Genomic DNA, 20759 nt, shown 5'->3' with positions numbered 1-20759 from the left:
TATGTGTGAGACAAAAGTCGCAACGATTCTTTTTACATACAATAGACCCAGGCATACGGAGGCAGTTTTGAATGGATTAAAGAATAATAGCGTTAAGCCTTCGTTCTTGTATGTCTTTCATGACGGGAAGAAAGAATCGACGAATCTAAATGATTGGAATGAAGTTGAGAGGATTATTAGAAACATTACTTGGTGTGATTGTGCCGTTGAATCTCATGAAGAGAACTGGGGATTAGCAGATTCTGTCATATATGGAGTCAACGAAGTTTTTAAAAAATATGATTCTTTAATTGTGTTAGAAGATGACTGCGTTCCGCATAGGCTATTTATGGAATATATGATAACTGCGCTAGAAAAATACAAAGCGGAATCTAATGTGTTTTGCATAGGGGCCTCTTCAGAACCGGTCGATGTCCCCCCAAATGGTTATGATGCATATTTTATTGGGAGGATTAATTCGTGTGGATGGGCAACTTGGAAAAATAAATGGAAGATCTTTGAACGAGACTATAGGTTGCTGGGAAAAATCAAAAAAAATAGTGATTTGAAAAAATGGTATAAATTGTGGGGGCAAGATATAGAACCCACACTATATGGAGACATAAATGGAGTCTATGATACATGGGCTGCTTTTTGGGCATTATCTGTCATGAAGCACAAAGGGCTATGTTTGGCGCCATATTATTCGTTTATAGATAATATTGGATTTGATGGTACTGGAAGACATTCTGGTAGTGAGAATCCATCTTTAAATTTGTTGAGCAAAGGAAAAGCAAACATTCTTCTTCCTGATGAAGTAAAGGTTGTTGATGATTATGAGCGAGTCTTTGCAAATTACTATCCATGGACAGATCCTGTTGTTCGCGAAAGATATTATAAAAATGTAATGATTATGTGGCATGATGCTACGGAACAGGGGAAAAACCTGTCTGATCTGTTAAGAGATCGTGGCTTAAAACGTATTTGCATCTGGGGATTGGGGGATGTTGGAAAAAGGGTTGTGGCAGCAGTCGGTAAGTGTCAAATTGATGCAATAATAGAATCAAGTCCTGATGCGCAGTTGTATGAAAATATAAAAATAATATGTCCGAATGAAGTATCTTCAATGATTGATGAAATAGATGGGGTATTAGTTGTTCCGGGATATGATATTGAGAGAATTTCAAGACTTGTCGATTCTAGAACAAGGGATAAGCTTATTACAGTAGACACATTGTTTTAGATTCCCTATAAGTTAACACGTAATAAAAGGTCTGATGTATATGGTATAAACATATGAGAATATTATATTTTCTGGCGCATCCATATGTGGTAGGTGGAGCTGCACGTCAGTTACTAGCACATGCAAGAATTTCAAGTATAATGGGGAATTCTGTAAAGGTTATAATTCAGGAAGACCGTAGTGGAGGTCATGACAAGCAATATGAAAACTTATGTTCATCGCTGTGTTTAGAATGGGGCACAGAAATATATAATTCTGCGACATGTATTGAAGAATTGGATATTATTACAGCTATTAAAGATGCAGATCGAATAGATGAGATCATTACAAATTATAAACCAGATATCATTCATTATATGCAACTGAATCCTGCGGTCGAAATAAGTGCGGAACGGAACAGGATTCCGTGTCTTATGTCTATATATCCGGTGAACAAGAGGAGTTTTAATATTAAATGGGAAAAGGTTTTCCCTTGTTATCACTGTTGTGATTCTTTATGGTTTTCTAAGATATGGTCAGAAGGTTTGGGAATAAGGTCTGAATGTATAAGAGTAGCATATGAATGCACTTCTGCAAAATTGGATCGGATAATACCATATGGTGAGAAAAAAAGTTATGAAGTGGTATGCGTTGCGCACTTCGCATGGCTGAAAAACCAGTTGGAGATTCTGAAGTTCATCAATATTTGCGCGCAAAATGGCATCGATATTCATATAAGCTTTCTAGGGGAATGCAACAATGAATACTTTGAAAAATGCCTTAATTATGTAAGGAAAAATCAAATTGAATCGTATGTTACTTTTGTGGGATATTCAGATCAGGTTGGTGAATATCTTGTGAATGCGGATTTGCTAATACATGCAAGTCTGATGGAATCATACCCTGGAGCTGTGGTGGAGGCTATGGCTAATGGAGTACCAATTATTGTAACACCTATAGCTGGAATTAAGGAGTTGGTACAAGATGGTGAAAATGGTTTTTTAACATCGGATTATAGTGCAGAAGCAATATATGAAAAGTTTGCCGAGTTCATAGAATTGCGAAATAATGGAAAACTAAAAGATATTATAAGCAACGAGATAGATACATACAAATCATATCATACATATAGTGTCGTGGGAGACGCTCTTAAATCTTATTACCATGAGATTGTTGACGGATTGGGAACACATAAAAGTTACAGTATTACAAAACGTGTATTGAAACAATTGAATAGTTTTTATCAGGATAAATTGGTAGGGGAATACTCTAAGTTCACTCAGGAACACTGCTGGTACCTATATCATTTGGATAGAGTATGTGAGAAATACCATAATGCTATGATTTGGGGAACAGGACAGTTGGGATCTATTGGGGTTGAATGGTGTAATATTCTTAACCTCAAGGTGGAAGGCTATATTGACACATATAAGGAAGGAACATTTCTTGGATATAGAGTTTATAAACCTGTAAGAGAAGTGATAGATAGTGTGGATTGCATTATTGTATCAATGGGAAGACCTGAAAGCGTAGAAGCTGTGATGTACCAACTTGAAGAGTATGGAAAACAATTGAATGTTGACTATTTCATAGTATGCAACAACCCTTGCTATCTACCACATCTGCATGAATGAGGCCATTAATCCGTTACATGAGATTATGAGCAGGAGGCTCTTTATGAACAGACCAATTAAGTTCAGTATCATTACTGTTACTTTTAATTGTGCAGATACAATAGAGAGAACAATTCTTTCGGTATTGAGTCAACATAATGTTACGTGTGAATATGTAATTATTGATGGCGCTTCATCAGATGGAACAAAAAGAATAATAGAACAGTACCAATACGAGATAGATTATTATTTATCTGAGCCAGATGAGGGTATTTATGATGCCATGAACAAGGCAATTAAACACACGACTGGCGACGTCGTGCTATTTCTAAATGGTGATGACTATTTTTCAACCAATCATTCATTAGAAGACATTTCTAAGTGGATTATAGGTGATAATTCGATTGTTATAGGAAGAGTACAGTATGGAGACAAATTATCTGTTTGTTATTCTGATAAGAGCATTAAATCTCCATATTTTGAGATCTTTTATCCCCATCAAGCCACATTTGTCCCTCGAAGCCTTTATGATAGTTTAGGGGGATTTGATGAGAACTACAAAATATCCGCTGATTTCGATTGGATATGCAGAGCAACATATAAAGGCATCAAAATTAAGTGGGTAGATGAGCTTGTCAGTGTATATAAACTTGGCGGAAGAAGCGCTTCTTTACAATGCAAAATTGACGAATATAACATTTCTAGAAAATATATGGAACTAACGGAAGATTCGTATATTGATGAAATGAAAAAGGATACAGAAGACAAAGTAAGAAACTATTTCTTTAAAGAAATGTGTCTTAATAAAGAATACCATCATAAGTGTAAACAGGTATTAAACGAAGTGTTTCATGAGGAACAGACAGTTCAGATTTGGGGAGCTGGAATGTGGGGACAGATTCTAACAGATCTATTGGTGGGATGTGGAATTAATGTTAATCACATTTTTGACGCGAAAGCTCATGATACTATCTGTGGGGTAGAGGTTTGTGAATTCGAGCAGAGCAAAGCTAATATGATTGTTGTTGCCTCTGAGGTGTACGATGAAGAAATTTCACGACAACTGGAAGTGATTGGATATGAGAATGCTAGAAATTATATACGATTTCGCACATTAAGAGATGAGCTTCTTAAGGTGTTTAATGTGAAATGCGAAGAATATGCTGATTTTGTGACGCAAACGGGATTAGAGGTCTTTAGTAGATAATGAAGTTTGAGGTATGAAATGAAATGTGAAAACTCACAGTTTCAGAATTTTATTAGTTCCACAAATCAAAAACGTATTATTGCTTTTGGAGCAACAACTTTTATGCAAGTTATGAGTGAGAATTATCCGGAGATTAAACTTGCTGAGAATGTTGATTATGTTGTAGATAACGACTTGAATAAGGACGGGACCACATACGATATTTGTGGTTATCAAAAAGAGATTCACTCATTTAATTATCTTCTCAATGATGATCTGAGCGATGTGGTTATTCTGGTGGCATCAGATGCGTATGCACTTGAAATGTATGATCAGTTGGAAGTTATACCAGAACTAAATGATGTTCCATGCTTTTGCCTTCCACTGATGATAATGAACAGGATAGATGACGACTGCCGCAGTCTGAATGATCTGGGGCTTCAGCGAATTCCTAAAATCATTCATTGTTTTTGGTTCAGCGGTGAAGAAAAGGACGAGCTTTCCAAGAAATGTATTGAGAGTTGGAAGAGGTACTGCCCTGATTACGAAATAAAGGAGTGGAATACTCATAACTATGATGTAACAAAGAATAAATACATGTATGAGGCATACAAAGCCAGAAAATGGGCATATGTGACAGACTATGCCCGACTTGATATGGTTCATACATATGGCGGTTTTTATTTTGATCTTGATTTGGAATTACTAAAGAGTATTGATCCTTTACTTGGTGCAAGATTTGTGACAGGATTTGGACCAATCAGAGATGTGGAGCTGGCAGCTTTTGGTGCAGAAAAAGGTTCTGACATAGTTAAAAGAATTTTGAATGCATATGAGGATAGAGCTTTTGGTGTTGATAAGCAGCTCACACTGAAGGATGTACAACCTATATTTATGGATTCCTTTATGAGGCAGCAGGGGTTTCTGATAAATGGCAAGTTACAGAATCTTGATGGAAATATAATACTTCCTAGAGACTCTTTTTCTCCGAGGAACTGGTTTACCGGTGATTTAGATATACAAGATACTTCGTTTGGTGTTCATCATTGCGTGGGCGGATGGAACTCTCGTGAGGCTGTTAACAAAAAATACCGTGCGATGAAAGAACTTGCAAAAAAGTGGGGATGCAGTCATTGATCAAACTATCAACCAAAGCAGATACACTTAAGTCAATAGAAGGACTTTTACAAAATGCGATAGTGTTACCGCAGGTATCTTTTTGCGTAAATGAGTGGGGGAATAATGCACCAATCATTATTGACAATGTAGGAAGAACATTCGGGCATAGTAAAGTCATAGTTCGTTCAAGCGCTGTAGATGAGGATACAGCGTCGACTTCTAATGCGGGTAAGAATCTTTCTCTTCAAAACATAGGCACAGATGCAGATTGTCTTAAAAATGCAGTAAATCAGGTAATTGCATCATATGAAGATGATAATCCGGACAACCAGGTGTTGATTCAGCCAATGCTTGAAAACGTTGTCTTGTGCGGCGTGGCATTTACAATGGATCCGAACACATTAGGTGAATACTATGTGATCAGTTACGACACATCCGGAGCTACAGATGCGATTACTTCAGGTGAGAGCAAAGAAAAGCTTTTATATATCTATAAACATTCTCCCAAACAAGTAGAAAAAAATATTGATGAAAGAATGGCAATACTATGTGGGACGCTCTCAGAATTAGAAAGAATATTTGAGATACCTAATCTGGATGTTGAATTCGCTTTTGACAAGGAAGGACATCTGTATATTCTACAAGTAAGGCCATTGGTTTTGGTGGACAAAAGAGAAGATAGCAACAGTACTGCGAGGATAGAAGTTGTCCTTGAAGATATTTATTCTAAGATAGGCAATAATCAGAAAAAGAAACCATTCCTTTGCGGTGATAGCACTATATATTCAGTTATGACTGACTGGAATCCTGCAGAAATGATAGGTGTTAGACCAAAACCTCTTGCGATATCTCTGTATAGGGAACTGATCACGGATAACATCTGGGCTTATCAAAGAGACAACTATGGTTATCGTAATTTGAGGAGTTTTCCTCTGCTCGTTGATTTTGGGGGATTGCCATACATTGATGTGAGGGTTAGCTTTAATTCTTTTGTTCCGGCTTCATTAGAAGAAACTCTTAGCGAGAAGCTTGTTAACTACTATTTGCAGCGACTTCGTGAGAATCCTCTTGCGCATGATAAGGCGGAATTCGATATTGTTTTTTCCTGTTACACATTTGATCTTGACGATCGCATTAAGGTTTTGACTGACTATGGTTTTAACGATGGCGAGATAAAAGACATTGTAGACGCACTAAGGGAAGTTACTAATAACATCACGGATTTTGATAACGGTCTGTGGCGCAAGGACTGGGAAAAGATAAGAATACTTGAAAAACGCTATGATGAAATAGTGGGCAGCGATCTGAGCGATATTGATAAGGTGTACTGGCTTATCGAAGATTGTAAGCGTTATGGGACATTGCCATTTGCCGGACTTGCCAGAGGTGCTTTTATAGCGGTACAGATGCTCAAATCATCTGTGAGCTGCGGGATACTTTCTGACGATGATTATCATCTGTTTATGAACAGTTTAAATTCAATAAGTTCGCAGATGAATGCGGATCATTACAACTTATCTAAACAAGGTTTTTTGGATAAGTATGGACACTTGCGACCAGGTACATATGATATCTGTTCACCCAGATATGATGAGAAACCCGAGCTCTATTTTGACTGGTCAGCAGGTAGCAATTCCGAAAGTGAGAAGAAGGAGTTTAAACTATCGCTTGATCAGATGAAGGCTTTTAAAAGTTCATTAGAGAAGTGTGGCTTATCCAATGATGTACTTGGACTTATAGATTTTATCAAATCGGTAATCGAAGAGCGTGAGCTTAGCAAGTTTATTTTTACAAGGCATATTTCAGAAGTGTTGAGGCTTCTTAGGAAAATTGGTGTGGAATACGGCCTGACTGTTGATGATATGTCTTACATTAGCATTCAAAGTATTTTAAGACTCTATTCTACAACAGAAGATCCGGAGGAAGTAATAAAAGGAAGCATAGAATGCGGCAAACGAAAAGCTGCGATTACATCAATGCTGACGTTACCGCCGGTTATCATTTCGCAGGAAGACATCTATGCTTTTGAGTACCCAGATACTGAGCCTAATTATATTACATCCGGTGAAGTGACTGCAGAGGTGGTAGAGATAACCGGGGATTCAATCAGTGAATCGGCGTGCAGAGACATATCCGGGAAAATAGTTCTAATAAAGAGCGCAGATCCCGGATACGACTGGATATTTTCTCATAAAATCGCAGGATTTATTACCCAATATGGGGGTGCTAATTCGCACATGGCAATAAGAGCCGGAGAATTAAGCATACCTGCAGCGGTTGGTGTAGGAGAGAAGCTGTTCAATAAAGTAAGACGTTCTCAGATAGTTGAATTAGATGCAAGACAAAAGACAATACGAGTTTTAAGGAGATGACAGAAGATGAAACAGGGAGATTTTACTGAACTTGCGAAGTATTATGTTAATAGGCCGGGTTATTCCAAGGAACTGCTTTGCTATGTAAAAGATCATATTGCCAGAAGTATGGGCGATGATCTGGTGGTTGCTGATGTGGGAGCCGGGACAGGCAAATTGACAAGTAATCTGTATGAGATTGGCTTGCGTGGTTATGCAATTGAACCTAACGATGCTATGAGGAATGAGGGAATTGCTGCATTTAGTAGTATTGAGGCGTTCGAATGGAGAGAGGGCTCAGCTGAAAAAACGGGGCTTGAAGATTCTTGCGTTAACTGGGTGCTGATGGGGTCGTCCTTTCACTGGGCAGAACCTGTGGCAGCTTCAAATGAGTTTAAAAGAATTCTAAAGCCGGGAGGGTATTTTACTGCGATTTGGAATCCTAGGAATATTACATCGAGTCCTCTTCACATGGAAATCGAAGAAATGATTAAGCACGAAGTGCCGGAACTTAACAGGGTTTCATCGGGTAAATCTATTACTACAGAGGTGATGGAAGAAAAGCTGGGAGATAATTTTGATGATATTGTTTTCATGGAAGCTAAGCATGAAGAAGTAATGACAAAAGAAAGGTACATTAACACATGGCGTAGTGTTAATGATATACAGGCACAGGCTGGACCTGAACGATTTGAAAGGATTCTGAGGAATATTGAAGAAATCCTGAAGGATAAGGACTCCGTTGTTGTGCCTTATAAATCAAGAGCATGGACTGCAAAGGTGAAGAAATAAATGAAAAAGGTTTTGTTTACTCAACGAGTTGAAATAGTAGCTTCATATGGGGAGCGGCGTGATTGCGCAGATCAGAATATAGCCCGCTTTATAAGTGAGTGTGGCTATTTACCGGTACCTGTTCCAAATGTGCCTATGATTGTACAGGATATGGTTGATAATATGGACTTTGCAGGGATTGTTTTTTCCGGAGGAAATAATCTGGTGTCGTTGGGTGGAGATGCACCTGAACGGGATGAGACGGAAAAGCTTCTTTTGGAGACAGCTATTTCAAATAGTATTCCGGTTTATGGTTTCTGCAGAGGAATGCAGGTGATTTTGGATTATTACAAATATCCGTTAACTAAGATTGAAGGACATGTTGCCACCAGGCATTTAATTAGCGGTGTTATCACGGATAGAATTGTGAACAGCTACCATAATTACGGATGTGTACAAAAAGATTTCATGTGCAAAGGACCACTTGATATGATAGCTGCTACAGAGGATGGAGTTGTAGAAGCTATAAGGCATAAGGAACTTCCGATTCTTGGTACGATGTGGCATCCGGAAAGAAATGATCCTTTTGAGGGTGATGACATAAAAACAGTAAAGGAGCTCTTTTGTTGATGAAAACTATAATATTAGCAGCCGGACAGGGGACGAGACTTAGGCCATTAACTGATGACAGACCCAAATGCATGGTAGAAGTTAATGGAAAGAGCATTATTAGAAGGCAACTTGACGTGATGTTGGAGTGTGGTATAAAGTCGGAGGACATCACTATAGTTGGCGGATATAGAGTCGATGCCTTGAGAGAGGAACTTAGCGGTACAGGAATTACAATCATATTCAATGAGGATTTTGAAACCACAAACATGGTTTGCTCATTGATGTGTGCCCGGGATGTGATGAAAGAGGATATCCTTATCTCATACGGAGATATCATTTATAACAAAGAAGTGCTGAATACTATCCTTTCCTGCAATGCTGAGGCTGGGGTTATTGTGGATGATGGATGGGAATCTTATTGGAGAAAGAGAAATGACAATCCTCTGGATGATGCAGAAACTCTGATGTTTGACGGTGATGATAATCTTACTGAGATTGGCCAGAAGACTACCGATATCAACAGGGTAATGTCGCAATATATCGGTTTGATGAGGTTTAGGGGAGACGGCCTTAAGGGTATGCTGGCAACGGCAGATGAAGCTAAAAAGAGAAGTGATGAAGGCGTTTCGCTTTGGAGAACTGATAGAAAGTACAATAAGATGTATATGACGGACCTTCTCCAGGGAATGATAGATGAAGGATATAAATTGAAGGCGATGCACATAAATCGAGGCTGGTTCGAGGTTGATGATGTCAGCGATCTGAAACTGGCTGAGAGCGAATTGGCATAAGGATGCGGATATGGCAACAGTGTTTTGGATAACAGGTCTTTCCGGAGCCGGAAAGACTACAATAGGGCGTTTGTTCTATGAACAGTTTAAGGCCGAACATGACAAGACAGTCTTCTTTGACGGAGATGAACTGCGTAAAGCTGTAGCAAGTGACCTGGGCTATTCTGAGGATGCCAGAAGGGAATGTGCCATGAGGTATTCCGGAATATGCAAGTTGCTGGCTGATCAGGGGGTAAATGTCATCATCTGCACTATTTCCATGTTTCATTCTGTAAGAGATTGGAACAGGAGCAATATTACTAACTACAAAGAGATATATGTGCGTGTTCCAATGGAAGTCCTCAGGAAAAGAGATCAGAAAGGTCTTTACAGTGGGAACACAAGTGAGACTGACAAAAATGTTGTGGGTATAACTTTCGAATTTGAGGAACCCACAAACCCTGACATTATAGTCGATAATGATGGATCAAAAGAACCTGAAGAAATCGTCAAGAACATTCTGAGAAGCATTTAAGACACCTGATAAAAGAGCGAGTCAATTATGATAAAAAACTATGTTATATATGGCGCAGGAAGGCTCGGAAGGAGCTTCAATATTGAGGAACATAGTGAATGTTATCAGATGTGTGCTTATTGCGATGCATCGCCTGAAAAGGTCGGAACACAGATCAATGGCTATCCTGTGATTGCAAAAAATGGTTTAAAAGATTACTGCGCTGCCAATAATATAGACATGATAGTTATTGCACTTGGCGATTCTGGAGTAAAAGCTAAAGTAGCTGCAGAGTTACGTGCGATGCTTGGAGAAGAAATCCATCTTCAGGATTATACTGACTTATACTATTCTAAGCATGAGGACTGGAATTGTTTGAAGAAAACCCTCATGAAGAACGAGGTTCCGGAATACATTGACGCAGCTTTTTTCTCTACTGTTTTTGCTTATTTCGTCGAGGCGGGAATTCCTTTAGTTGAGAAGTATAGGGAAAAGGGCAAGAGCTTTTTGCTTGTATTTCCTTACCTGGATGATGGGGAATGGAGTTTTGCTGGGCATAATAATCTTGGAAGATTAAGGAAAATGATTGACGCTTACGAAGAAAAAGGCATTCGCTGCATTTCCTTATCAAATCCCGGGCTCGAGGGGTGTAAGATTAAAATTTGCTATAACCTTGGCTATTGGCTGTATTATATTCCTTATAATTGGGATTTTGGATCATCAAGAAAGAATATAGCTATACAGATAACACCGTTTCTGGCTCACCAGTACATTAAATATGATGATGAAGAAGTTGAGCAGTTTGAGACTGTCTTTAGAGAAGACCTTAGAAATAAGGTGGATTATTTTATTGGCTCTGAGTATTTCTGCGACTGGATAGTCGGTCATGACAAGACCTGGGGAAATAAGATGCTACGCCTTGGATATCCTAGAATGGACAGGCTTTACAAAACGATGAACACGCAGCCGGAAATACCAAAGGAGTGGCTTGATGCAATTGAAGGGAAGACGGTTATTTTCTCTGCGCTGTACAATATCGAGCCGTATTTAGCTCTTTTCCCAAAAGATAATAGTGACACTATTCTTATCTGGCGTCCTCATCCGCTCAGCCTTAGACATAAGGAGTATGTGGAAAAAATAAGGAAATATGAAGAAAACTACTCGGTAATAGTGGACTTTCAGCCGGGATACTACGCAGCAAGCAGTGTTTCTGATGCATTAATCTCTGATATAGAGGTGTCCCTTAACCTGAATTATCTTTATTATCAGAAACCGATTCTCCTTATCATAAAGGAGGTACAGTACGGCGATTACGAGGATCAGGCCTGGTACAAGGCTATGTACAAGGCCAGAAATACAGATGAAGTTATAAGCTTTATCAGCATGATTGAAGCAGGCAAGGACTACGAAAAAGAGCAGCTCCAACCCTATCGGGATTACATGACGAGCCTGTTCGATGGCCAGGTCTGCGAGAGGATTTATGATTTTGTAGAGAATAGGTTATAAATACTTACCCGGGCTCCAATATTGTGAGGTGTGCTATGGACAATTCAAAGAATGATCCTATCATCATCTTCGGCGCAGGCTTTTATGGACAGCGTGCACTGGAGCAATATGGTTCCGAAAATGTCGATTTTTTTATTGATAATGACAGTAATAAGATCGGCACTTTTTGTAATGGAAAAGAGATCATTACAGCTGAGAGAGCAGCAGAGCTTTACAAGGGCGGAGACTACCGGATCATTATTGCTAGTCTTTATGCCGAGAGTATGGCGCAGCAGCTGGAAGAGCTTGGGGTCACAGAGTATTCCTTTTTTATAAACCCGGTACATGGATTCTATGAGACAGACGAGCTTATAGTTAATCCTTATCTTTTAACCAAGGAAGCAGAATCGGAGGCTGAGTGGTCTGAATCCAAGAAACTTGAGTTTTCCAGGAATGAAGTCAATAAAGCGGTGGAACGTGCTTATAAGAACCAACCGCTCTTTAGTCATATAGAGATTGAGACTATCAATAGATGTAACGGCATATGCAGTTTCTGCCCTGTTAACAGGAATGAAGATCCAAGAGAAAAAGCTGTAATGTCGGAGGAGTTGTTCAAAAATATAGTAGGGCAGTTGGAAGAGCTTCAGTATTCAGGGCGTTTTACAACTTTTTCAAATAATGAACCGCTTCTGGATGACAGAATAATTGAGTTTAACAAATACGCCAGGGAACACCTACCTAAGGCAAGGATTCATATGTATACCAATGGAACTCTCTTTTCTCTGGAAAAGTTTAAAGAGCTTGTGCAATACCTGGATGAGTTTATAATCGACAATTACAATCAGGAGCTTAGCCTTATTAAGCCTTGTCAGGAGATAAAAGCATATATAGAATCTCATCCTGAGCTTGAATTAAATAAGAAAGTGACAATTGTTCTGAGAAAGCCTCAGGAGATCCTTACATCCCGCGGTGGGAATGCACCAAACAGAAAGGATTTGAGAGAGTATCCGGATGACAGATGTCTTTTACCCTTCAGACAGATGATAGTCAGGCCGACGGGTCAGGTGTCGCTGTGTTGTAACGATGCCCTTGGCAAGTGGACATTAGGAGATCTGACAAAAGAGACTATTACGGATGTGTGGTATGGGACCAAGTTTACCAAGGTGAGAGAGGCTCTGTACAAGGGACGTCAATACTGCGGAAACTGTAAATACTGTGACACATTTATTATGGGGTGATAGAATGCAGGATCTCATAAGTATTATCGTTCCAATCTACAATGTAGAAAAATACTTAAGGCAATGCATTGAAAGCATCCTTTCACAGACATACGGTAATTTGGAAATAATTTTGGTGGATGACGGATCAGAAGACAGCTGCCCTGCAATATGCGATGAATACGCCAGTCGCGATTCGCGTATAGTTGTCATTCATAAAGCAAATGAAGGGCTCGTCTCTGGGCGTAAGGCAGGCATCAAAAGAGCTACTGGAAAGTATGTTCAATGTGTCGATGGCGATGACTGGATTGAGCCACAGATGACAGAATCGCTTCATGAGCTAATGATTCGTGAAGATGTTGATTTGGTCATGTGCGGTCATTATGAGGATTATGGTGATCATAGAAAGCCGGTGAAACACGGATTTGAGGCAGGGAGATATGGCGCTGAGGAGCTTAAGAGCGTAGTGTTTCCTCGTATGATCTGCGGTGAACATTTCTTCAAATGGGGTCTGTTTCCCTCAATGTGGGACAAGATGTACAAGCGGGAAATGCTGATGCATTATCAGCTTGGGGTTGATGAATCCATTACAATGGGCGAAGATGCAGCCTGCAATTACCCGCTTTTGTCAAATGCTGAATCTATCTATATTTCAGACGAATGTCTTTATCACTACAGACAGCGTACAGATTCGATGATCCTGACACAGGAGCATGACGAGATGCTGGGGAGAAGATTCGAAGCGCTTTATACTTCGGCTTTGCGTGAGTTTGAAAACAGTGATCCTGGGTATGGCTTGTGTGAACAGTGGAAGAAATATGTGCTGTTCCTTGTGATTCCCAGAATGGGATTCATACAGGGAAAAACGAAAGAGATGAAAACTCTTTTCCCATATAAGGATGTTAACAGGGGAGATGAGATTATTATCTATGGAATGGGAGTTTATGGGACAAACCTCTACAGACACCTGACGGAATCTGGTTTTTGCAAAATTGCAATGTGCGCAGACAGGGACTACGAGAAGTTTCAGGGTCGAGGGATTGAGATAGTATCTCCTGATGAGATTGGCAACTGTAACTGCCAAAAGATTGTCATAGCGAATTCTTTTGGGGCTACAAGGGATGCAATTGCCAGAGATCTGAAGGACAGATTTCCTGATAAGACGATTATAAATATGGATATGGAAATGGTTGAGAATGCTGACATTATAAGGATGCTCAATGATTAATCTTGAAAACTTACTAAATAAAAATATAGCAATTTACGGTCTTGGCACCGAAACAGAGAGGTTCATTGCGCAGCATGGCGATGGCCTTAGTATTGTTGGCCTTTTGGATGGCTTTTGGGATTCAGGTGAGATGTATGGGCACCGAATTATATCTCTAGACGAGGCAGTGAAGGTTGGGGTGCATACAATTATTGTGGTTGCAAGGCCTGGGTCTTGTAAAGCGATAGCAAAACAAATTGGTGAAAGGTGTGCTAAAGAGGGAATAAAACTACTAGATGTCAGAGGAAAGAATCTCTTAAAGAAGACTGAGGTAGCCTATGATTTTGAAGGCATTCAGGCTGGTTCAGAGAAAGAACTGATGGATGAAATTGATAAAGCAGATGCCGTGAGTTTCGACCTATTTGATACCCTTGTTGTCAGGAAAGTATTTGAATATACAGATGTCTTTGAACTTGTTGATTATAAGTTAAGGCAGAATGGAATAGTAATAGATGACTTTGCTAAAAGGAGACTTGGTTTAGAAAAAGAGTTATCTAAGAGCTTTGCCCCTAAGTTGGTTGATATTTACGGACGACTATTGGAAGATTGTGGCGATGTTTCTTTGAGTGCAGAAGATATGGCAGAGCTTGAGCGAAAGATAGACCAAGGCCTTATTGTAAAGAGGGCCGGAATGGATGAAGCTTTTAGTCATGCCAAGGTGTGTGGGAAAGTCTATATCACTACAGATTGCTATTATTCAAAAAGACAGATAGAAGAACTTCTTAATGATCTGGGGATAAACGGATATCAAGATATCATTATTTCATGCGAATATGGAAAAGCCAAGAATCAGGGGCTTTTTGACGTGCTCAAAGACCAGGTAAGAGATGCCTTTGGTGGAAAAGAAAATGCAAAGATTCTCCATGTAGGAGATGATGAATATACAGATATTGAATCTGCGGAAAAATCAGGGATAGATACTTTCAGAGTATTGAACGGCCGAGATCTCTTTTACACCCTAGGAGGACTTGGGATTGAAGCTGAAATGCAATCAATAGCAGATAAAGTCAAGCTTGGGATGGTTTTTTCAAGGCTGTTTGGAGATCCATTCTGCTTTGAAAAGAATGAAAAGAAACTGAGTGTGAGTTCTGCTTATGAACTGGGATATGATTTTATAGGCCCGTTAATGGTTGATTTTACTCATTGGTTTAAGGAAATGGTGCATAAAGCTGATATTGATGAAATACTGTTTTGTGCCAGGGACGGGTATCTGCTTCAAAAGCTCTATTCCCAAATAGATAATAGCATTGATTCGAAGTATTTCATGACATCCAGAACAGCAGCGATAAGAGCCGGAATGGAGAGTGCTGCGGATGTTGAATATGTTGATAGCATGCGCTTTTTTGGCGACGACAGGAAAGCATTACAGGTAAGGTTCGGAATAGATAAAGAGTTTGACAGCGCAGAGGGCAGGACGGCTCTAATAATAGAAAAATCAAATCAACAGAAAGAAAATTATAAAAAGTATATTGAAAAGATTGGTGCTAAGGGAAAGCAAATAGCGGTGTTTGATTTTGTTGCTAAGGGAACGTCACAGCTCTTTTTGCAAAAACTCTTCGATGGGCATCTGAAGGGATTTTATTTCCTGCAGCTTGAGCCAGAGTTCATGCAGAGGAATAATCTTGATATACAGCCATTTTACAGTGATGAGGAGAGAGATGCCAGCGCAATATTTGACGATTATTATGTGTTGGAGACTATTGTTACTTCTCCAGATCCATCGGTGGATGAGTTTGATCTTGAGGGCAACCCTGTGTTTGCGATTGAGACCAGAAGCTCAGAATCCATCCGGTGTGCAATGGATATTCAGGCTGGGATAGAAGCATTTTTCAAGGATTATATTGGTATTGCGCCTGAGGAACATAGGACAATTAATAAGAGGATGGATGAAAAACTTCTGTCACTGATAAAGAAGGTTCATGTTAATGACGAAGAGTTCTATAAGTTGGTGGTAGAAGATCCGTTCTTTGGAAGGATGACGGATATACGAGAAGTACTTTAATAAACAAGTATCGAAAGATAGCAACTTGTCAAGGCTATCTTTCGATACTAGGTCTTGCTACGGGATGGCTTTCCTATCGATTCTATTTTATAATACTGAGCTTTTGGGCTTTATCATTGCCAATTATTAGTTGTATTTTATTCTGATCAATCAGTGAGTTGACAGTTTTACTGAGTTTTGCTGTGATTCCTTTATACCCCATTGCTGTCGAAAGCTCTGTTAACGACATTGGTGAAGCCTTAAGTATTTTTAATATCTTCTCTACATATTTATCTTGCTTAGTGCTTTAAAATATTCATGAATATCAATATATACAGACAGATATTCACGCTCTATGTTTATTTCAAATCGTAGTTTGGGAGAACCACTGTTTGCTAATGCTTTTCTTGCATTTAGATAACCAGTGTTTCTGACTTTGATTAAATGGAGCTTTTTTAAGAAATCCCCAATTCTTCTATTTCGGTAAACGTTTGCGATTATACCGTCTTGTTCAATTTGTTGATTGATCAGATATGATTCTATCAAAGCTGTGAAAACTGGTTATTTCGATGCATGAAGGAGTGATTCTGACAGTAATAGGCTCGTTTACCTGGTAAGATCTGTGATAAACAGCATTTGAGAGAATTTCTTCAATTGCTTCAAACGGATAGTTGTATACAGTTACAGCTTCTGCCTGATCTTTTAGCTTTATGATAGCGGTTTTTATAACGTAGTTCTTTATATATGAAAGAGCATTAGTGAGTTGACGCTGTATTGGGCCTGTGAATGTCTGCTCTATCATGTTACTGCCGGTTGAGTCCGGAATATCAACGACTTCAATTCTAGCGTAGCGAAAAAATTTTTCAGGATGCTCGCTGAACATCAGGATTCCAACGTTAAGAGGCTTTTGTCTCTCTGGAGGACCGCCTATTATCTGCAAATTAACCACTAAAAACTTTGAAAGATTAAAAAATAATAGTAATATTTGCGTTATATCTAAGTTTTTAATATATTTTGTACGATATCCATATTGAAGTTATACGTTTGGGCTTGTGCATGCTAAGAAGAACATGAACGTACTTTTATGTACAAACCTTGAGTCTCCTTATCAAGGATGAAGGGAGATGGCTATGGTTATACAGCATAATTTATCGGCTATAAATGCCAACCGAATGGATGGCATTGTCGAGATCAATTTAAGTAAATCTGCAGAGAAGTTATCTTCAGGATATCGAATCAACAGGGCAGCAGATGATGCTGCCGGTTTTTCTATGTCTGAAAAAATGCGACGTCAGATAAGAGGTCTGTCGCAAGCTTCCGATAATGCTCAGGATGGAATATCGATGGTGCAGACTGCTGAGGGCGCACTTCATGAAGTCAATGAAATGCTCCACAGAATGAATGAACTGTGCGTAAAGGCGGCTAATGGTACTCTTAAGTCTGACGATAGAGGCTATATTCAAGACGAAATTTCTCAGATAACTAAAGAAATAGACAGAGTTGGAGTTTCAACAAGCTTCAATAATATAATACTGCTTGATGGCCTTCCGCAGACTAAGGCCAATGCTGTAGCTGCAACTGCAACAGTGAATGGATCGACAGGTCAGGTCACTCAGGCAACTGAGAATGAAGATGCCAAATATACGATCAACAATCTTCAAAGGGGCGATGTTGTTTATATTCCGGCTAATGGATCTAATCCTGCCAAATATTTAAAATATGCCAGCGATCAGGATGTTGCCGATTACAATCAGCAGTGGGCTAACTACGAGTCATCCGGAGGAACTGCGCCAACAGAAAGAGACGGCTCTACATCTGATAAAGCAAAGCTTGTAACAAGTGAAAATGAACTTCTTAATGAGATAGCCTGGAACCTTTTAAGGGTCAATCTTGCAGCAAATACGGATGTCGCTAATGGCGCAAGTGCCAGATATACCAAAGGTGCAAGTCAGACTGTTTTTGATATACATTTCTCGGGCCCGCTTCCAATAACTCTTCAGGTTGGATCTGAAAAGGGGCATACCTTTAGTTTTGAAATAAATGCAGTAAGCGCGTCAACTTTGGGAGTTGCAGACATCAACGTCAAAGACGAAGATGGTTCCGGTGGTATGGATGGAATTGAGAAAGTAAAAAATGCCATCAATACCAATTCTATGGAGCGTGCAAAGCTTGGTGCGGTACAAAACCGCCTTGAACATATAATCAAGAATCTTGATAATGTTGTTGAGAATACTACAGCTTCTGAATCCAGAATCCGTGATACGGATATGGCGTCAGAGATGCAGTATTATGCCAATACCAAGATAATAGCTCAGGCCGGACAGACGGTCCTTGCGCAGGCTAACCAGTCCAAGCAGGGAGTGTTGAATTTGCTTCAATAATACGTGATTATAAATAGTTACTTCCACAATCTTCCACAATTCAGAATATGCTATATCTGAGGTGGATGATCTGTTTGGTTGAAATAATAGAGAAAAAATGCAATTATTATTATATATTTGATAATATATATCCGAATAAAAGTCCATCAGTACCCCTAAAAGATATTTTTTAATAGATTATATTTCTTGCAATCCAGCCAAAAAGAAACTTACGCTGCAGTTTTTTCATATCGGAGGGAATATGAAAGCTCAGGTTTTATACGAAATCGGTAACTTGCAATATTCAGATATAAAGATGCCTGACATAAAGGAAGACGAAGCGCTGGTGAAGGTCAGTGCCTGCGGAATCTGCGGCTCTGATATACCAAGGGTGTTCAAGACTGGTGCTCACAACATGCCTTTGGTGCCGGGACATGAGATGGCCGGAGTTGTGGAGCGCTGCGAGAGTAGACCGGATCTTGTAGGCAAAAGAGTTGGCATCTTTCCTCTTATTCCCTGCAAGAAATGTCCACAGTGTCTTGCACATAATTATGAGATGTGTGAGAACTATGATTATCTGGGATCACGCAGTGATGGCGGTTACGCCGAGTATGTGAAGGCCCCGGTCTGGAATCTTTTACCTATTCCTGATGAAGTAGAAAATGATGATGCTGCAATGTTGGAGCCAATGTGCGTGGCAGTTCATGCACTGCGACTTATGAACCTGATTCGGGTAGATGGCAATACAGATTGTGATGGTGATGCTGTGTTTGGCAGCTGTGATGATATTAAGTACAAGAACATAGCTATTTGCGGATTGGGAACGATAGGGCTGCTTGTGGCTTTGTTCTTAAAAGATGCGGGATACCAAAATGTCTTTTGCATAGGCAATAAAGATATACAACGTAAGAAACTGCTGGATATGGGTTATGAGTCTGGTCAGATTATTGATATTAGAGACGTTGATGCTGTGGCAGAGCTTCAGAAGAGAACCGGTGGCCGGGGAGCTGACGTTTACTTTGAGTGCATTGGGCGCTCGGAGAATTATGAACAGGCGGTTAGCTGCGCTGCACCGTTTGGACAGATCATGTTGGTTGGAAATCCTGCTTCTGACATGAGCCTGTCGCGGGAAATATATTGGAAGATCCTTCGTAATCAGCTGACTCTTAGAGGAACATGGAATTCCTCGTTTTATGGAATAGATGGCAAAGGAGACGACTGGAGATATGCACTTGATCGTCTGGTTGCTTGGGCTAAGTTAAAGGCTGAAGGTAAATCTATTATGCTTCCTCATGATCTTATAACTCATCGTTTTAGCCTGAAAGACATGAATTTGGGGCTTGATATCATGCGAACAAAGTCTGAAGAATATGTGAAAGTGATGATGGGATTTTCTTGATATATGAATGCTACGAACCAAAGAAGCAGCCACTAATCCCCCCTTTCTTCACTCTCCCCTAGCAACAATCCCCAAAACGCATTATACTATATATTGAATATATATTTACAATATAAAAAACATATTGCAGAAAAGAAGACAGCTATCATGCGAAAGTTCATTTCATCAAGTTATTTTTGTCACATACATTGTAGTAGAAAGGAGAAAAAAATGTGGACTATTTCAGAAGTTAAGTCAAGAGGAAAGGGAGCTTTTTTGGCAAATTATTTTAAATCAGTTATTGTAGCGTTTGTCTTGTCGTTACTGACTACAGGAACAGCAGCGTCTACCAGTTCTCAGGCTGACAAGGATAATCTTGAGAACTTTTTCCAAACCGCCGACCCTACTTTGATATATGTCTTTTTTGGAACAATTATGACCATATCATTTATAAGTCTTATACTGAAGATTTTCTTATTCAATCCGCTGCAGGTAGGTGGCTATAGATTCTTTAAGAGGAATGTAGAGGAAGGTAATGTAGGTCTTAATGTATTGACAGAAGGTTTTGGCACCTACGCTCATAGTTTCATAACTTTGTTTTTAAGAGATCTTTTCCTTTGCCTATGGAGCTGTCTGTTTTTTATTCCGGGTATCATTAAGGCTTATTCATATAGGATGGTACCTTATATTATCAAGGATAACCCTGAACTGTCTGCAACTCAGGTGATCACAAGATCCAGAGAGATGATGAACGGGCATAAATGGAATGCATTTGTATATGATCTTTCTTTTATTGGTTGGTATATTCTTGGAATTATTCCTTTTGCCGGACAGATACTTACAATCTTTTGGACAGCGCCCTATAAGCAGAACTCAGACGCAGCATTATACTTGGAAATATCTGGTCACTCCTTGCATTCGTGATAAGATGACT

Annotated in this window: 17 protein-coding genes; 16 read left to right on the top strand and 1 reads right to left on the bottom strand. The window is 39.5% G+C overall.

The window, feature by feature from the left end; genetic code table 11:
* Position 1 precedes the first annotated feature (1 nt).
* From BMX21_RS10810 to BMX21_RS10750, 13 genes are all read left to right on the top strand, one after another.
* Positions 2-1222 (top strand): glycosyltransferase family protein, encoded by a 1221-nt coding sequence (locus BMX21_RS10810; RefSeq protein WP_092044160.1) that lies wholly within the window; start codon positions 2-4, stop codon positions 1220-1222.
* Positions 1223-1275: 53 nt separating this feature from the next.
* Positions 1276-2835, top strand: coding sequence for a glycosyltransferase family 4 protein (locus BMX21_RS10805; RefSeq protein WP_092044157.1), 1560 nt, complete (start codon positions 1276-1278; stop codon positions 2833-2835).
* A gap of 43 nt (positions 2836-2878) precedes the next feature.
* A complete protein-coding gene (locus tag BMX21_RS10800; RefSeq protein ID WP_177174006.1) occupies positions 2879-4021 on the top strand; it encodes a glycosyltransferase family 2 protein in 1143 nt (380 codons plus the stop codon).
* Positions 4022-4123: 102 nt separating this feature from the next.
* Positions 4124-5137 (top strand): glycosyltransferase family 32 protein, encoded by a 1014-nt coding sequence (locus tag BMX21_RS10795; protein ID WP_177174005.1) that lies wholly within the window; start codon positions 4124-4126, stop codon positions 5135-5137.
* Positions 5134-7491 (top strand): PEP/pyruvate-binding domain-containing protein, encoded by a 2358-nt coding sequence (locus BMX21_RS10790; protein WP_242952909.1) that lies wholly within the window; start codon positions 5134-5136, stop codon positions 7489-7491. Before BMX21_RS10795 ends, BMX21_RS10790 begins: the two co-directional genes overlap by 4 nt.
* A gap of 6 nt (positions 7492-7497) precedes the next feature.
* Complete coding sequence (locus tag BMX21_RS10785; protein ID WP_092044144.1) at positions 7498-8262, top strand: class I SAM-dependent methyltransferase; 765 nt, start codon at positions 7498-7500, stop codon at positions 8260-8262.
* Entirely contained in the window at positions 8263-8871 is a 609-nt protein-coding gene (locus BMX21_RS10780) for a gamma-glutamyl-gamma-aminobutyrate hydrolase family protein (RefSeq protein WP_092044141.1), read from the top strand.
* Positions 8871-9644 (top strand): phosphocholine cytidylyltransferase family protein, encoded by a 774-nt coding sequence (locus BMX21_RS10775; RefSeq protein WP_092044138.1) that lies wholly within the window; start codon positions 8871-8873, stop codon positions 9642-9644. Before BMX21_RS10780 ends, BMX21_RS10775 begins: the two co-directional genes overlap by 1 nt.
* Positions 9645-9654: 10 nt before the next feature.
* On the top strand, positions 9655-10158 hold the full coding sequence (locus BMX21_RS10770; protein WP_092044135.1) for an adenylyl-sulfate kinase: 504 nt from the start codon (positions 9655-9657) through the stop codon (positions 10156-10158).
* Positions 10159-10185: 27 nt separating this feature from the next.
* Positions 10186-11643 (top strand): CDP-glycerol glycerophosphotransferase family protein, encoded by a 1458-nt coding sequence (locus BMX21_RS10765; RefSeq protein ID WP_092044132.1) that lies wholly within the window; start codon positions 10186-10188, stop codon positions 11641-11643.
* A gap of 35 nt (positions 11644-11678) precedes the next feature.
* Positions 11679-12860: a radical SAM protein gene (locus BMX21_RS10760; RefSeq protein ID WP_092044130.1), complete on the top strand. Its 1182-nt coding sequence runs from the start codon at positions 11679-11681 to the stop codon at positions 12858-12860.
* Positions 12861-12864: 4 nt separating this feature from the next.
* The gene (locus BMX21_RS10755) at positions 12865-14067 is read left to right on the top strand and encodes a glycosyltransferase family 2 protein (protein WP_092044127.1); all 1203 of its coding nucleotides are present in this window, start codon (positions 12865-12867) and stop codon (positions 14065-14067) included.
* Positions 14060-16108, top strand: coding sequence for a hypothetical protein (locus BMX21_RS10750; protein ID WP_092044125.1), 2049 nt, complete (start codon positions 14060-14062; stop codon positions 16106-16108). The genes BMX21_RS10755 and BMX21_RS10750 overlap by 8 nt, the downstream gene beginning before the upstream one ends.
* 490 nt (positions 16109-16598) lie before the next feature.
* On the opposite strand, the gene BMX21_RS10745 is transcribed toward BMX21_RS10750, so the two are convergent.
* Positions 16599-17036, bottom strand: coding sequence for a hypothetical protein (locus BMX21_RS10745; RefSeq protein ID WP_143057245.1), 438 nt, complete (start codon positions 17034-17036; stop codon positions 16599-16601).
* A 181-nt stretch (positions 17037-17217) separates the two neighbouring features.
* Here BMX21_RS10745 and BMX21_RS10740 point away from each other — a divergent pair, with 181 nt between their 5' ends.
* The 3 genes from BMX21_RS10740 (at position 17218) to BMX21_RS10730 (ending at position 20749) form a co-directional block, all read left to right on the top strand.
* Positions 17218-18468 carry a flagellin N-terminal helical domain-containing protein gene (locus BMX21_RS10740; protein ID WP_092044120.1) on the top strand — a complete coding sequence of 417 codons (1251 nt, stop codon included), beginning with the start codon at positions 17218-17220 and terminating at the stop codon, positions 18466-18468.
* Between the two features lie 241 nt (positions 18469-18709).
* Complete coding sequence (locus BMX21_RS10735; protein ID WP_092044114.1) at positions 18710-19846, top strand: galactitol-1-phosphate 5-dehydrogenase; 1137 nt, start codon at positions 18710-18712, stop codon at positions 19844-19846.
* 210 nt (positions 19847-20056) lie between these two features.
* Positions 20057-20749: a DUF975 family protein gene (locus BMX21_RS10730; protein WP_177174004.1), complete on the top strand. Its 693-nt coding sequence runs from the start codon at positions 20057-20059 to the stop codon at positions 20747-20749.
* Positions 20750-20759 lie beyond the last annotated feature (10 nt).

The sequence above is a fragment of the Butyrivibrio sp. TB genome (assembly GCF_900110805.1).
GTDB lineage: Bacteria > Bacillota > Clostridia > Lachnospirales > Lachnospiraceae > Butyrivibrio > Butyrivibrio fibrisolvens_C.
Note: the sequence above shows the minus strand (reverse complement) of the source record. Positions and strands in the feature narration are given on the sequence as shown.